This is a genomic window from Variovorax rhizosphaerae, from assembly GCF_037889975.1.
GTDB lineage: Bacteria > Pseudomonadota > Gammaproteobacteria > Burkholderiales > Burkholderiaceae_C > Variovorax > Variovorax rhizosphaerae.
The window spans coordinates 1-13,858 of the sequence record NZ_JBBKZT010000028.1; the positions used below are offsets into that span (position 1 = coordinate 1).

Sequence of the window (13,858 nt, forward strand, 5' to 3'; positions counted from 1 at the left end):
GCGCTGCTGCGCGAGGCGCTGGTCAAGACCGGCAAGGTGGGCCTGGCCAAGGTGGTCATCGCCACGAAGCAGCATCTCGCGGTGCTGGTCCCCTCGGGCCCGGCCCTGGTCCTGAACCTTCTGCGCTGGGGCGACGAAGTGAAATCGCTTGCGGACCTCGACCTGCCGGCCGAAGGCGTCAAGGGCGCCAAGGTCACACCGGCAGAAATGAAGATGGCCGAGCAGCTGATCAACCAGATGTCCGGGCGTTGGAAGCCGGAGGACTTCAAGGACGAGTTCAAGCATGCCGTCATGAAAATCGTGCAGAAGAAGGTGAAGGCAGGCGATACCGAAACCGTCATCGAGCCCGAGGAAGAGGCGCCTGAGCAGAATGCCAACGTGATCGATCTCACCGAGTTGCTGCAGCGCAGCCTGAAGGGCAGCAAGGGAAGCGCGGCACGCAAGCGTGCAGAGGAAGAGGCCAAGCCCCCGGCGGCCGCAAAAAAGCCGGTCAAGGCGGCTGCGAAGAAGCCTGTCAGGAAGGCGACGCCCGCGAAGCGGCGGGCGTGAGGGCCCCGGCGTCGTGGGATCATTCGGAAAGACCCGTGCCACGCCAAGAGGGATGTCTTGCTCGTGAAAGCCAAACCCCATCAACAGGATCTTGCATCGATCCCGGCGCAGCCCGCGGCCGCGCGCCGAAGGCGCAAGGCGCGAACCCCGGCTTCGCGACGGCGCCTGTTGTTGATCGACTACCAGGCCTGGATCGACTTGACGGCCCAGATGGGCAGCACGCCTGCCGCGGCCGAACAGCGCCGAGGCGCCTAATCAACCCCGTCACCACCACACCACAGGCCATCGGCAATGCCGTGGCGCGAGCGTGAGAACGGTGCCTCGTTCGCACAGCTTTGGGCGCCGCCCTACATCGTCGCCAAGTGCGCAGCAGTAGTCTGTGTGCTGCCATTCCAGCTGGAGACTTCGATGAGCGACGACACCACAAAGACCGGGCAGGACCGCAAGCTGATCAGCCTCAACGAGGACTACGAAGTCCGCGACTGGTCCAAGACCCTGGGCTGCACGCCGGAACAACTGAAGGCCGCCGTCAAGGCAGTCGGCAACTCGGCCGAAGCGGTCCGCAAGCACCTGGCTCAAAAATAGGCAATTGGGCGGGTAGAAAACCTCCGTGGCTGAAAAGCGCACCGACCCGCTGGCGCGGTACTGGGCCAAACGCGACTTTGACGTCACGGCGGAGCCGCGCGGCGAACAACTCCAGGATCGCCAAGGCGCCTTGAGCTTCGTGATCCAGAAGCACGCGGCCAGTCACCTGCACTACGACTTCCGCCTCGAACTCGACGGCGTCCTGGTCTCGTGGGCCGTTCCCAAGGGACCGAGCTTCGATCCGGCCGACAAGCGCCTGGCCATCCACGTGGAAGACCATCCGCTGTCATACGGATCCTTCGAAGGCACGATCCCGCCGGGACAGTACGGCGCTGGCGAAGTCATTGTCTGGGATCGCGGCACGTGGGAGCCGGTCGGCGATCCGCGCAAGGGGATGGCCGAGGGCAAGTTGGTCTTCGCGCTGCACGGCGAGAAACTGCAGGGCCTGTGGGAACTCGTGAAGATCGCCAAAGGTGGCGAGAAGCAGCCACCCTGGCTCCTCTTCAAGAAGCGCGACGCGTTCGCGAGAGCCAGGAAAGATTACGACGTCGTTGCCGCGCTGCCGGACAGCGTCATCACGAAGCCTCTGGCCGCGCCGGTTGCCGGCAAGCCGCGCGCTGAGTCGACCCCCACGGACAAGCAGAAGCCCAGACGAAACGCGACTGCCAAGGGAGGGCAGGATGGAGGGAAGGAAGCCGCAGGGAAGGGCGCGCGGAAAGCCGCACGGAAAGCGACAGCAGGGCAGGGCACCCCTGCGCAGGCAGCCGGGGCCGTCAAGGCGGCGCTGCCCGAGAAACTGTCGCCGCAGCTCGCAACCCTCGCTGCTAGTGTGCCGCTCGCCGGCGAATGGATCTACGAGATCAAGTTCGACGGCTACCGCCTGATGGCCCGCATCGACAACGGTCATGTGCGTCTGATCACGCGCGGCGGCCACGACTGGTCTGCCAAGATGCCGACGCTGGTCGCCGAGCTGGAGCAGCTCTGTCTGTCCTCGGGCTTCCTCGACGGCGAGATCGTGGTGCCCGGCCCCGATGGCTCGCCCGACTTCAACGCGCTGCAGAACGCGTTCGATCGCGGGCGCGGCGCCGACCGGATCGTCTTCTTTGTGTTCGATGTCCCGTTCTTCGAGGGGTATGACCTGCGTGCGGTCGCGCAGCGCGAGCGCCGCGCATTGCTGAAGGCCTTCTTAGACGAGAAGGCCACTGAACACGTGCGCTACAGCGCGGACTTCGAAGGCGATCCGGCCTCGATCCTTTCCTCGGCGTGCCGACTTGGCCTCGAGGGGCTCATCGCCAAGCGCGCGGATGCGCCCTACGTCTCGCGCCGTTCGGACACCTGGCTCAAGCTCAAGTGCAAGTTGCGCCAGGAGTTCGTCGTGGCCGGCTACACCGAGCGCAGCGACAACGCCGCGCAGGTCGGCAGCCTGCTGCTGGGCGTCCATGCGCCCGACGGCACGCTGGTTTCCGCAGGCAGCGTCGGCACCGGGTGGGACATGCAGTCGGCGCGCGAGCTGAAGGACAAGCTCTCTGCACTGCAGATCAAGACCTCGCCGTTCGCCGCCGGCCCCGCCAAGCCCGGCCGCTGGTCGCGGCGTGCCGCCGGCGCCGAGCGATGGGTCGAACCCAAGCTCGTGGCCGAGGTGACCTTTGCCGAATGGACGCCGGACGGCCAGGTACGCCATGCGTCATACCTGGGCCTGCGCGGCGACAAGCCGGCACGCCGCATCGTGCGCGAGACGGCCAAGTTCGTCGACGGCACGCCCGCTGCCAAAGCGCCTGGGAAGACAGCGACGGGGAAGTCGCCCGGCGCCGGCATCCGGGTCAGCAACGCGGACCGAGTGATCGACGCCGCGTCCGGACTCACCAAGCTTGACCTCGTGCGCTACTACGAGTCGGTGGCCGATTTCATCCTGCCGCATCTCAAGGGTCGACCGGTGTCGCTGGTGCGTGGACCGCAGGGCGTGGCCGGCCAGCTCTTCTTCCAAAAACATGGCGAGAAGATCGGCATCCCGGGCATCACGGAACTCGCCCCTTCATTGTGGCCGGGCCATGCCTCGCTGCTCGAGGTCGCCAACGCAAAGGCGCTCGCCGGTGCGGCGCAGCTCAACGTCATCGAGTTCCACACCTGGAACTCCACGAAGAAGGCGATCGACCGGCCCGACCGCATGATCTTCGACCTCGACCCCGGCGAAGGCACGTCGTGGGCCCACGTCCAGGAGGCGGCCGTGCTCATGAAAGCGCTGCTGCACGAACTCGGGCTCAAGGCCTGGTTGAAGACGAGCGGCGGCAAGGGCCTGCATGTCGTGGTGCCGCTGGCACCTCGCATCGACTACGACACGGTCAATGCGTTTTCCAAGGCGATCGTCCAGCACCTGGCGAAGACGATCCCGTCGCGCTTCGTCGCCAAGAGCGGCCCGGCGAACCGCGTCGGCAAGCTGTTCGTGGACTACCTGCGCAATGGCCACGGCGCCACGACGGCGGCGGCCTTCTCGGCGCGCGCTCGGCCGGGTCTCGGAGTGTCGATGCCTGTCGCGTGGGACGACCTGCAGAGCCTTGAGAGCGGCGCGCACTGGACCATCGCCACCGCGCGCGAACACCTGTCCTTTCAGAAGGTCGACCCCTGGGCCGACTACTGGAAGGCAAGGCAATCCTTGGCCAAACCCATGCGTGTCCTCGGCTTCACATCATCGCGCTAACGCAGGGAGGGGTTCGTCAGCACGCTGCGCCATGGATTCGCGCCCAGGCTCGCCCTCAGCGCTTTAAGGTCGAGCTGTTGAAGAGCGATTCGCCTGTCGCAACGGGCGAACACACTTCGGCGTGCTGTCGGACCGCGGCGCTCTTCAAACACCAACATGCTGAACTGGTTGCCATGCGAGTCGCGCAGCGGCACATCACAACCCGTCTATCAAGGAGTCATCATGGGCATCCTCAGCAACATCTTCAGCAAGATCTTTCCGGGCGCCCACGCGGCGAACGCACCGGCGGGCACTGCGCCCATCCCAAGCGCGACGCCTGCGTCGACGCCGACGCCGAACACAACCACGGCTGCGACGGCGCCCGCACCCGGCGCGCCGGCGGCCGCCGCGATGACGGAAGTGGACGTGGAGAAAATGCTCAACGACATGGCGCAGAAGTCCTCCGAAAAGCTCAACTGGCGCACTTCGATCGTCGACCTGATGAAACTGCTTGGAATAGACAGCTCTCTGGCCGCGCGCAAGGAACTCGCCAAGGAACTGCACTACACCGGCGACACCGGCGACTCAGCGTCGATGAATATCTGGCTGCATCGTCAGGTCATGAACAAGGTGGCGGCCAACGGCGGAAAGGTGCCGGCCGATCTAAAGGACTGATACGGGCTGGAAAGAGCCTTTTCGGGTAGAAGCGCCAAGCTGGCAGGTGCCGCGCCCGCAGCCGCGCACCGGCCGGACGAAGTACGCGTGAACGGGCCGCATGGTGCCGTTCGCGTACTCGGCGAGGACCGATGGACTGGTTAGCGCGGGCGCGCTCGGTTCCCACTATCTCGATCTGCGGCCGCCCGCAAGACGCGGCCGGCCAGCAGGCTCAGTGTGCGTGCCCCGGGTCACTGGCGGTGACGTTCTGGCAATGTCGCAAGAGCAGCCGGCGGAACGGCCGTCCCGGAGACGCCGCCGGATTTCTGGACCAGACCGGACACCATCCTTGGGATATCTACGTTGCGGACGATGAGCGTCGCCACCGTGGCTGCAGACAGTAGCTTCCAGGGCTTGAGGAGCCATAGCAACGCACCCGTGCCTACCCCATACGCCATCAGCTTGACCGGTTCCGTTCGCGCATAGTCTTGCAGCAGGGGGCGGCCAAGTTCGAAAACGTCGCTGAGCGGATGTTGGCGCCACCACCGACCCACGGCACTGCGACCCAGCTTCGTGCCGAGGGTAGGGGACGCGTGTTCGCTTTCTTCGCGCGGCAACAACGGCACCACCCTCGCACCATCTTCGGCTGCGTTCCGCACCACCTCGTAACCCATGGCCGCGAGCAGTTCTGTCCGTGACAACGCCAGCTTGGCTTTCGCAGTGAGGGGGTCGACTGCATCAGTCATTTTTCATCTCCTTCACGATACGCATCATCCTCACATCCGCTTCCAGTTCGTCCTTGACGTCGTCCACCTTTTCCTTCACGGACGACGATCTCATGGCCAGCGTTGCACCGATCACGACCAGAAGCCACGCCACGCCTGGCACGATGACCAAGACCCATTGAAATGCCCCATGCAGAACGCCGAGCATCACCGCGATACCCGTCAGGCTCAGGGCCAGCATCAGTGCCACCAGTGCCACCAGCGCGCTTGCGGCTCGCATCATCAGCGAAGACCCGAACGCCGAAAGCTCACCCTTCACCAACTCGGCATAGTTCGCCAGGTGCGTGAACAGCAATTCAGGTCGGCGCAGCACCGCCATGAAAATCGGGTGAACCATGACCGGATTCAGTAGCGGCGGTCGCTTTGAATGGCCGAGATCAGAAGTGCCGTGATCACCGCGCTCAGCGCCGCGGTGATCAGGACCGCCTTGACCGGTTCGTCGTTGATGGCCTTCGCCAGGTACTGCGCCGTCTGATCCAGCTGCGACTTTGCCGCGTCGATCTTCTTGCCCGCAGCATTGACCGCATCCTTGGCGTAGGTCCGTCCGGTATCCACTGCGTCATTCGCCACCCGCTTCACGTCCGTGGCGACCCCCTTGGCCTTCTTGACCGCGTCCTCGCCCACCTGTTTCGCATCGTCGGCGACCTGCTCGGGAGACTTGTTGGAATCGTCCATGATGTTCCTTTGGGTTGGCCCGCCCACCGTGGGCAAGTGAGCGAAATCTGACGCCCCGATGCCTGCCCCTTTGTGTGGAATATCGAGCATGGGACGTAGGCGCACTGCCGGCCCAGTGTTACGGCGCGGGCGGCGTGCTCGAACCGCTGTCGGACTCACGAAACGGACCTCGTACGCTGCTGCTCGCGGGCGGCGGCCGAGTCCATCGTGCCGTTGGCCTCGTAACTTCCCAGTGGGCCTAGAGGCGTCAGCTACCCCCTGTCCGCCGGGCCGGGAGCAAAGGGCGGACGGATCAACACGCACGTCGGCATGCACGCACAACCCCATGGCCATGGCCACGGTCGGCGGTCGCGAGCGAAGGCTCTCAAGAGGCGTCGCGCACCGCACCCAATGGCAATCGCACGGTGAAAGCAGTGCCTTCTTTCAAGGACGAGGTCACCGAAATTTGGCCACCATGTTTGCCCACGATTTCCCGCGCGATGTAGAGGCCCCAGGCCGAGGCTGGTTGTCGGTCGCTCGTGCGGGGCGGACTCCCCGTTGGCGACCTGAACCAGTGGGTTGAAAATGACCTGCATCGCCTCGGGCGGGATCGGCGTGCCCATGTTCCGGACGATGAAGGTCACATCATGGACGTCCGTCTGCAGAACAAGGCTCACCGGGAACGCCGGGTCGCCATGCTGCACGGCATTGCCCAGCAGGTTCGTCAAGACCTGGCGTGTGCGCGGCGCATCGAATTCAACGCTCACCTTCTCCGGGATCTCGGCGCTGAGCGTGCGCGTCGGGTAGGCCGCGGAGACTTCGTCAAACGTCTCGCGGCACAACGCGGCGAGATCGCCAACCGCAGGGCTCACGTCGATGCCACGGCCCAGGCGGCTGCGCGCGTACTCGAGCAGGTCGGTGATCATCCCGTTCATCGAGGCCAGGCTTTGCCTGGCGATGCGAATGGAGCGATCCCTGCTCGCCGGTTCGCCGCTGACTGCGAGCAGCTGCACACAGGACCCCAGTGCACTCAGCGGGTTGCGAAGATCGTGTCCCAGCACGGCCAGAAAGGTGTCCCTGGAATTGGCGACGCGCTCGGAGTAAGAGACCATTGCCTCGGCGAGGCATCTGGTCGATGCCCTCGTTGAAACGGATAACTTCTTCCAGCACCGAAGCATCCACGTCATCCACGGCCTCCATCCACAAACGCAGCACCGTCGCGCGCAGCGCACGGTACTCCGCGCCCAGTTGAGAGACATCGAAACCTACGCGCTGGCGCAAGCCACCGTGCTCGGCCGCAAAGGTCGGCTTGAGCGCGCGCGGCGCCATCCCCCTGGACTTGGCCTCGCGGTTGCATTCGGACTGCCCCGTATCTATCTCGTTGGCGATGTCCAGCAGGATCTCGTGGGCGTGGTCCCTGAGTTCGACGACGGACATGGTTTCCGCGGGCGGGATCATCGTGCGCGCGAACGTCTCCCATTGCGCCAGTATCGGTTCGATGTTTGTCTTGATGAAGTGGCTCAGGCGCATGGTGCAGTATGCGCTGTGCATCAATCGTGCGTTGGTGCTCAAAGCGTCTACGGTGCAGGGCAAGGGCTTTCCTGAAGCATTCCGCAACCACGCGGGGCATGGCACTGATGCTTCCTTTCAAGACCTCATCGACAGTCCCCATGCCCGCACACTCGGTATATGCCCGGCTTCGTCGCTGGCTCGCGACGGCGCAGGAGCGTGCGCGTCCAACTCCTCAATGGCAGCGGGCCTCGCCGAGCCTGTCGACTGCAGTACTGGTAGCAGTGCTCATGCAACAGAGTACAGACAAACGGCGCGCAGCCACATGCTCGTATGCAGGCACGCTTGTTGCAGATGAGATCATGTCGCCGGACGCAGGATGAGGTCCATCCTGCTTGTGGTGCACCGCATGTCTCCTCCACCCATCCTTGGTGGATTTGGCCCTCAAGGCTCCGGCTTCTGAGGGCCTTTTTTCAAGCTCGCTTCAATGCGAAATCCGATGCGGTGTTGCGTATGCCGAATCGCCAGCCATTGGATCCGGGGGCCCCTTCCCTCAAAGCGTTCGCCTGCGTCCTGCGGTGCCCGGATCCGATGCCTCTTCCGTCGGTACTCGATATCGGGTCGATTCAAGGAGCCGTGTCGGCAACAAGACCTTCCGCACGGTATTGCGATTTGCGGCCGGTCGTGACCAGCCGGCGAGTCACGGTCAGTAGTTCGTCTACTGCGATGAGCCGTCGCGGCTTGGCGGCGCTCGCGCCGCTTCAATGCCCTCATGGGTCAGCCGGATGACCCACGCGGGGCCGGAATAGGTTCTCGTCTTTTGATCGTGCGGCGGCAGGATCGCCTGCAGCAATCCAGCATCACTCAGGCGGCGGACCATCTCGATGGATTCGTTGTCCTCGACGGTCACAGGTAGCGTTGCCGCGTCCAGACGCATGAGGAAACGCATGAGCGTCGTCGGGATTGCCATGGCTCGCGAAGATGTCGTCCCGCCTTGTCGATCGCCATCACGTCGAAGCGACGCGGATCGGCGCAGCAGCCGTGCCTGCGTCAAACTCAATCGTGCGACCGCCGTCCGCCAGCGGCAATTGCTTTGTACGCACCACGGGAAACGGTGGCAGTCCGGCCAGTATCTCGCGCCCATAGCGCATCGTCACGAGGCGCGTATCGCAGATGGTGATGACTGCGTGGTCGGTCACGGTGCGTACCCCTCGGCCGGCCCACTGAGCCAGCTTCATCGCGGCGCGCGGCACTGCGATCTCGGCGAACGGATCGCGTCCCTGAGCATTGAGCCATTCGGCCAACGCTTCTTCCACAGGGGAACTCGGCGGGCTGAACGGCAGCTTGTCGATCACCACGTGCTCGCACAGCCGACCCGGCAGGTCGATGCCTTCGCCGAAAGACTGGAGTCCGAAGAGGATGCTGCGCTGGCCGCGCTCGACGCGTCGTCCGTGCTCGGCAAGGAGCTCGGTGCGCGAGCGCTCGCCCTGCATCTGCACCTGCGCCCCCAGATCTTCCGGCAGGGCCGCGTGGCAGGCGAGCATCTGGCGTTTGGAGGTGAACAGCACGAGCTGGCCGTGCCGGTGCTCGCGCAGCAGCATGGGCAACACGCGGCACAGCTCTTACGAAAAATCAGCACTCTTCGGAGAGTTGTTCATTGGCGCAATGCGCAGTTCTCCCTGTCGCCGATAGTCGAACGGCGACGCCACCACCATGGCGCGCCGTTCCGGAAAGCGGTTGATCCCGCTCAGGCGGTCGAAGAAATCGAAACGCCCGCACGCGGTCAGCGTGGCGGAGGTGCAGACGGCAGCACTCACGTTCTTCCACAAGCCGCGCGAGAGCGACTGGGCGGCCGTCATCGGGCTCGCGCACAGCCAGGCGTCGACGTGGACCGCGCCCGGCGCGGACGGCGGGCCGTGCGCGCCGCTCGTTGCCTGATAGGTGACCTGGGAGGTGCCCGCGGCGCTTGCCGTGAAGGGCGGTGCATATTCCAGCCACTTGGCCCACGCCACGACATCGTGGGTGGCCCAGGCGCTGAACAGCCGTTGCATGGCCTGGAGCCGGGACAGGTGCGCGCCGAGCTCCACGCCGACTCGGATCTGCTCTTCGCGCTCCGCAGGTGAGCGCGATTCGTCGGGCTCCTTCAACGCGTTCGCGATCGCTTCTACCACCGCCGCGACCGATCCGAGCAGCGCCGCCAGTTGCTCGCATTCCGGGATCAGCGCCTCGGGAATCCGCCCCTCGCGGAAGCGGTGTACCGTCTTGTCGACACTGACCAGATGGTTGTCGCTCCAGTACCCTTCCAGCAGACCCAGCTTGTCCGTGCACTCGCTGATGACCTGCCCGAAAGCAGTCAGGTCGGGACGGGTGGAGGCCGGCATGTCCCGGCTGTGGCGATTGGCCAGCGCGCGCAAGCTTGCCAGCAAGCTCACGCTCGCGCCGAGCCGGGCACGGCAGGCGAACTGCTCACCGGCAATGCCAGGCAGGTGGTGCGCTTCATCGAACACGAACAGCGTATTGGCCGGATCAATCAGCGCGCTGTCCGTTTGCAGCGCGGCCAGGATCAACGCGTGATTGGCGACCTGAATCGTCGCCGCGGCCGCGCGGCGGCGCGCCTTGAAGAACGCGCACGTCCTGAAGTGCTCGCATTGACCTCCATTGCAGGCGCTGCCGCTGGCCTGGACCCTTTGCCAGTCCCCCAGGTCGGGCAGTTTGGCCAGGCTGTCCATGTCGCCGTCCCATTTGCCGTTGCGAAACGACTTGGCAACCTTCGCGAACCAGCGTTTGGTCTGGGCCGCATCGCGCGCGCCGTCGCGGCGCGATGAACCCGCGCCGTTGAGTGCTTCCTGCGATCCCTCGTCGAACAGCCCATCCTGGGCAACATCGTTCAGCGCGGCTTCCAGGCGGCTTTCGCAGACGTAGCGCCCGCGGCCCTTGAGAAGCTCGAAGCGCAGGTCCGGGATCACCTTCGCCAGCCGTGGCAGATCCTTGAAGAACAGTTGCTCCTGCAGCGCCACGGTGGCGGTGGAGACAATGACGGGCTTGTCCAGCAGTTCCGAAGCCACGATTGCCGCAATGCTGTACGCCACGGTCTTGCCGGTTCCCGTGCCCGCCTCGAGCAGGGCCAGATGATGCCCGGGCCGGGCACCATCGCCCTCGGGCAGGCTGGCACTCAGGAAGGTCAACAGCGCCGCGTGCATCATCTGGCGCTGCCCGGGACGTGCAATGAAGCCGGGCCAAGTCCTGGCCACCTCGCCGTAGAGGAACTCCACGCGCTCATACGCCTTCTCGAGCAACTCGGGCTCGATACCTGGCGCCGCCTGCATTCCATCGAGCGCAGGGTCCGAACGACGCGTGCGCCTTGGCGCGGGGGATGTCATGTCGCCAATTATCGGCGTGTGCGGCGTTGTGACTTCAGGCGGCGATCGGTGCAATGCGATGTGGACGCCGCTGCGGCACCTTTCGGCCTGGATCGCCGGTCGACGGTGCCTTGGGTTTGGTCGGCCCTCGCGGGCTCTACTGCGATTGGCAGGGGGTCGAATCCCGGCGTGCCGGCCTTATTCGACGAGATTGGCTGGCGGCACCATTGGGCCGGCCGCGAATACTTCCACCGGTGCGAGGCGCAACAACTCGGTGGCTTCCTTCACGGTGCCTTCGAGCCATTGATCGACATCGCCGCGCTCGATCGGGACGACGCTGCGCTTGTCCTGCTCATCGGGGCCAACCTTGGGGTCGGGCTTGTGCATGCGGTTCATCAATGGATGCGCGTCTGCGTTCAGGGTGAGCATCGTGTAGCTCTCGTGCTGTTCGCCCGTTGCCTTGTCGGTCCAGATGTTCCACAGGCCCGCCAGGCCCCACGGCGCGCCATCGGCGCGCGCGAAGCGCCACCAGATGTTCTTGCCCGTTTCCCAGTTGGGCTCGTCGAAGGTGGCCGCCGGAATGATGCAGCGCTGGCCACGCTTCCACGGATCCTTGTAGCTCGCCTTGTTGGCCAGCTCTTCGGACCTCGCGTTATTCGTGGGGTACTTGAGCTTCGACTCCTTCGCGAACCACGGAATCAATCCCCACTGTCCGACCACGAGCTCCCGTGAGTAGCCCGCGTCATCGCGCGCGCGGCGGATGAAAGGGCCCGGCGCACGCGGGAAGATCTCGAGTGGCCACGCAGGCTGGTTGCGCGCTCCGATGTGCCACTCGCGTTCGATTTCCACCCAGTCCGGTGGCGTGTAGCGATTGCACATCGTCAGCCCACCGGCGCGGCGTCTTCGTCTTCACCGGGCACACGCGGTCCGACGCGCTCGTCGGCCGCTAGCCGATAGAGCTCGACCGTGCCGGCCTCGAACGCTTCGGTCCACGAAGTGAACGCGTTGGGGCTCGACTCGATGTCGATCCAGACACTGGCGTCCTCGGTGCTTTCGTGAAGCACCCAATAGAAATGCCCGGGATCGGGTTCATCGACAAAGATAGAGACGTGACGAAGATGGCTCATGCGCGCATTGTGCAGCGCGTCGTTGAATTGCCAATGACCGACGGGCGTGCGCCGCGATCGCGGTCCCGCGAGACCTGCTTGATCGCGGGGGATCGCGAGGGGCTGGCCTGCCCGATCTTCCAAGTCGACAAGTCGTGCGCGCACTCTTCATGAAGCAAAGGCATCGGCAAGGCTTTGTCGGGCGTCGCCGGCTGCGCCGGCCGGGCTGCTGCAGGTTCGCGCCGTCGCGCTCATCCCTTCGGGACGGCCATCCCGACAGTCCTGGCCGCCTTGCGCATCCCTGACGCGGGAGCGGGGCAAGGACCAAAGAGAGAACAGGCAAAAGGGCTCCGTGGCGTCTGTTGAGGGTGGGGGAGGGCTTGCCTGTGTGGCTTCACGCTACCTCACCGTTCTCGCGTTCAAGGCCCGTCGCCCGCTGCGCGGGCTCGGCGCGTTCCGCACGCCTGCGGCGACCTTGAGCGCTGCGCTGCGGCGAGGTGGCTCGGGGCCACGCAGGCAATCCCGCCTGTGTCGTCCACAGGAGTTCATCATGAACACTTCTTCCGCTTCCTCGCTCGAGCTCAATGCCCGGCAACAACGCATCGTCGATGCACTGCGTCCCTTCTTCGGCGCCGAAGCCGATGCGCTCTACGAAGCGAACGGTCGCTCGCTGCAGAAGCTCGCATACAGCGCACGGCAGTCGACCCTGCCGAGCTTCCATCGGTTGGCGACAGGCTTGGCGCTCGCACAGGAACTGCTCTGCGAGGAGCTGACCACGCGCTCGGTGTTCGATACGCCAACGGCCGTGGCCGACTTCCTCAAGCTGCACTTCGCAGGTCAGCCGCACGAAAGTTTTGTGGTGCTCTACCTTGACTCAAGGAACCGGCTGATCGCGTTCGAGGAGTTGTTCCGCGGTACGCTGAGCCAGACCAACGTCTACCCGCGCGAGGTACTCAAAAGAGCGCTTCATCATGACGCGGCTGGAATCGTTATCAGTCATAACCATCCTAGCGAGACACTTGATCCGTCGCGCGCCGACGAACTGCTTACGAAGACCGTGGCCGCCGCACTGGCCCTCATCGACGTGCGGTTGCTGGACCACATGATCGTGGCCGGTGCAAGGACACTTTCTTTCGCGGAACGTGGCCTGTTGTGACGCATGGGGCTTCGGCCCCATTTCAATTTTGCGTTGACCAGCGCACTGCGTGCGAGGAGCTGATCAGCGTGGCCGTCGATCGGCCACGAATGCATCCCGCTCTTAATGTCAAAGTGCCCGCCGCGAGACGGCGGGAAATCGACACAAGGAAACCGCAAGACAGGGAAGGGGGCTCCAGCGCGTGTTGGAGGCTGGTGGGCTTGCTGTTCCCTGCAGCGTGCCACGCCGTGCTCGCCCGTCAAGGCCTGCGCACCTGCGGTGCTGGCGGCCTGCGGCCGTCTTCGAGCCTTGACCGCCTGCGCTGCGGCGTGCCGCCAACGGTCACGGGCAATCCCGCCCGCTACCGTTCCAGGAGAACGTCATGGCTTCCAACTTCTCATTCATCACCGACGAACAATTCGAACGGCTGCTGGCCAATGGCCGCATGGCCGTGGTGTGCCAAGCCAGGGACGAACACTTCGATCCGTTTCCGGTTCTCAAGCTCTTCACACCCGATGCCGGTGCAACCTGGCTGTTGAGCGAGCTCGACGAAGCCGCCGAGGTTGCATTCGGACTTTGCGACCTCGGCATGGGGTACCCGGAAATCGGCTTCGTCGACGTCCGCGAGCTAGCGGCGCTGCGGGGTCTGATGAACCGGCCTATCGAGCAGGACCGGCATTTCCGAGCGACGCAGCGCCTGAGCGCCTATGCAAAGGAAGCCCGGATGGCCGGGCGCATCCAGGCCTGAAGTAGGCCTGAGAGCCTCGCCGCCGGCGTCGCCGGCGGTGATCCATCGACTTGTCCTCGCGTGGCGCGCTGTGCGCGCTGTCCTTGATCGGGCCGCGCCC

Annotated in this window: 16 protein-coding genes and 1 pseudogene; 8 read left to right on the forward strand and 9 right to left on the reverse strand. The window is 64.9% G+C overall.

The genetic code is table 11. From position 1 onward, the window contains the following. The 5 genes from WKW82_RS34745 to WKW82_RS34765 all read left to right on the forward strand — a co-directional run. Positions 1-549, forward strand: a 549-nt coding sequence (locus WKW82_RS34745) for a Ku protein (protein WP_340347621.1), incomplete at its 5' end; no start/stop codon positions are given. 63 nt (positions 550-612) lie between these two features. Further along, on the forward strand, positions 613-804 hold the full coding sequence (locus tag WKW82_RS34750; RefSeq protein ID WP_340347622.1) for a hypothetical protein: 192 nt from the start codon (positions 613-615) through the stop codon (positions 802-804). 153 nt (positions 805-957) lie between these two features. Beyond that, positions 958-1,134 carry a DUF3606 domain-containing protein gene (locus WKW82_RS34755; RefSeq protein ID WP_340347623.1) on the forward strand — a complete coding sequence of 59 codons (177 nt, stop codon included), beginning with the start codon at positions 958-960 and terminating at the stop codon, positions 1,132-1,134. Positions 1,135-1,159: 25 nt separating this feature from the next. Then, entirely contained in the window at positions 1,160-3,829 is a 2,670-nt protein-coding gene (gene ligD / locus WKW82_RS34760; protein ID WP_340347624.1) for a DNA ligase D, read from the forward strand. A gap of 222 nt (positions 3,830-4,051) precedes the next feature. Further along, positions 4,052-4,483, forward strand: coding sequence for a DUF3597 domain-containing protein (locus WKW82_RS34765; RefSeq protein ID WP_340347625.1), 432 nt, complete (start codon positions 4,052-4,054; stop codon positions 4,481-4,483). A gap of 230 nt (positions 4,484-4,713) precedes the next feature. On the opposite strand, the gene WKW82_RS34770 is transcribed toward WKW82_RS34765, so the two are convergent. The 4 genes from WKW82_RS34770 to WKW82_RS40695 form a co-directional block, all read right to left on the reverse strand. After that, positions 4,714-5,208 carry a hypothetical protein gene (locus WKW82_RS34770; RefSeq protein WP_340347627.1) on the reverse strand — a complete coding sequence of 165 codons (495 nt, stop codon included), beginning with the start codon at positions 5,206-5,208 and terminating at the stop codon, positions 4,714-4,716. After that, on the reverse strand, positions 5,201-5,584 hold the full coding sequence (locus WKW82_RS34775) for a hypothetical protein (protein WP_340347629.1): 384 nt from the start codon (positions 5,582-5,584) through the stop codon (positions 5,201-5,203). The genes WKW82_RS34770 and WKW82_RS34775 overlap by 8 nt, the downstream gene beginning before the upstream one ends. Positions 5,585-5,592: 8 nt before the next feature. Beyond that, positions 5,593-5,922, reverse strand: a complete 330-nt coding sequence (locus WKW82_RS34780) for a hypothetical protein (RefSeq protein ID WP_340347631.1) — start codon at positions 5,920-5,922, stop codon at positions 5,593-5,595. A gap of 251 nt (positions 5,923-6,173) precedes the next feature. Beyond that, a complete protein-coding gene (locus WKW82_RS40695) occupies positions 6,174-7,013 on the reverse strand; it encodes a sensor histidine kinase (RefSeq protein WP_422823661.1) in 840 nt (279 codons plus the stop codon). A gap of 136 nt (positions 7,014-7,149) precedes the next feature. Here WKW82_RS40695 and WKW82_RS40865 point away from each other — a divergent pair, with 136 nt between their 5' ends. Beyond that, a complete protein-coding gene (locus WKW82_RS40865; protein ID WP_340347633.1) occupies positions 7,150-7,506 on the forward strand; it encodes a hypothetical protein in 357 nt (118 codons plus the stop codon). 622 nt (positions 7,507-8,128) lie between these two features. Here WKW82_RS40865 and WKW82_RS34800 read toward each other — a convergent pair. From WKW82_RS34800 to WKW82_RS34820, 5 genes are all read right to left on the reverse strand, one after another. Further along, on the reverse strand, positions 8,129-8,380 hold the full coding sequence (locus WKW82_RS34800; RefSeq protein WP_340347635.1) for a hypothetical protein: 252 nt from the start codon (positions 8,378-8,380) through the stop codon (positions 8,129-8,131). A 37-nt stretch (positions 8,381-8,417) separates the two neighbouring features. Continuing rightward, complete coding sequence (locus tag WKW82_RS34805) at positions 8,418-9,011, reverse strand: helicase C-terminal domain-containing protein (protein ID WP_340347740.1); 594 nt, start codon at positions 9,009-9,011, stop codon at positions 8,418-8,420. 21 nt (positions 9,012-9,032) lie between these two features. After that, a complete protein-coding gene (locus WKW82_RS34810) occupies positions 9,033-10,706 on the reverse strand; it encodes an ATP-dependent DNA helicase DinG (RefSeq protein ID WP_340347636.1) in 1,674 nt (557 codons plus the stop codon). A 261-nt stretch (positions 10,707-10,967) separates the two neighbouring features. Next, positions 10,968-11,648: an SOS response-associated peptidase gene (locus WKW82_RS34815; RefSeq protein WP_340347638.1), complete on the reverse strand. Its 681-nt coding sequence runs from the start codon at positions 11,646-11,648 to the stop codon at positions 10,968-10,970. A gap of 2 nt (positions 11,649-11,650) precedes the next feature. Continuing rightward, the gene (locus WKW82_RS34820) at positions 11,651-11,896 is read right to left on the reverse strand and encodes a hypothetical protein (RefSeq protein WP_340347639.1); all 246 of its coding nucleotides are present in this window, start codon (positions 11,894-11,896) and stop codon (positions 11,651-11,653) included. A 715-nt stretch (positions 11,897-12,611) separates the two neighbouring features. On the opposite strand from WKW82_RS34820, the pseudogene radC reads away from it, so the two are divergent. Together radC and WKW82_RS34830 are read left to right on the forward strand one after the other, a co-directional pair. Further along, positions 12,612-13,031, forward strand: a pseudogene (radC, locus tag WKW82_RS34825) (RadC family protein); the annotation flags it as partial. A gap of 361 nt (positions 13,032-13,392) precedes the next feature. Continuing rightward, positions 13,393-13,758, forward strand: a complete 366-nt coding sequence (locus WKW82_RS34830; RefSeq protein ID WP_340347640.1) for a DUF2958 domain-containing protein — start codon at positions 13,393-13,395, stop codon at positions 13,756-13,758. Positions 13,759-13,858: the final 100 nt, after the last annotated feature.